This window comes from Pseudoalteromonas sp. NZS100_1 (assembly GCF_015864285.1).
GTDB classification, from domain to species: Bacteria; Pseudomonadota; Gammaproteobacteria; order Enterobacterales; family Alteromonadaceae; genus Pseudoalteromonas; species Pseudoalteromonas arctica.
In genome coordinates this window covers 1-578 of the sequence record NZ_JADYXN010000246.1, presented here as the reverse complement: position 1 = coordinate 578, position 578 = coordinate 1, and the positions used below count along the sequence as shown (strand labels likewise).

The following is a 578-nucleotide window of genomic DNA, read 5'->3' as shown; positions in this document are numbered from 1 at the left end:
GCCGGTCGCCATCGGAGGGGTGAAGTCCCGAAGTTGGCTCGTCGAGGATGTAGATCGTGTTGCCGCGTTGAGCGCGTTGCAGTTCAGTCGCCAGCTTGATGCGCTGCGCCTCCCCGCCAGACAGCTCGGTCGCCGGCTGACCGAGCCTCAGATAACCAAGACCGATCTCCCGCAACACGTCGAGGGAGCGCATCACAGATGCCTCGCCAGCGAAGAAATCGCACGCATCGTCGACCGTCAGTTCGAGCACCTGGGCGATATTGCGCCCGTTCCATTCGACTTCGAGCGTTTGCGGGTTGTAGCGAGAGCCATGACAGGTCGAGCACGGGGCAAAAACGCTCGGCAGGAACAGCAGCTCCACCATGACGTATCCCTCGCCCTCGCACACAGGGCAGCGGCCTTGCGCGACGTTGAACGAGAACCTTCCCGGGCTGTAGTGCCGCCGGCGGGCGAGCGGCGTATCAGCGAAGATCCGTCGCACATGGTCGAACATGCCGCTGTAGGTGGCTAGGTTCGAGCGCGGCGTCCGGCCGATCGGTTTCTGATCGACCCGCACCAGCCTGCGAACATGCTCCATG

The 578-nt window shown here is 63.5% G+C and carries 1 pseudogene; it reads right to left on the bottom strand.

Annotation, left to right across the window (positions count from 1 at the left end):
* Window positions 1-578: pseudogene (locus I6F66_RS21635) on the bottom strand (excinuclease ABC subunit A); the annotation flags it as partial.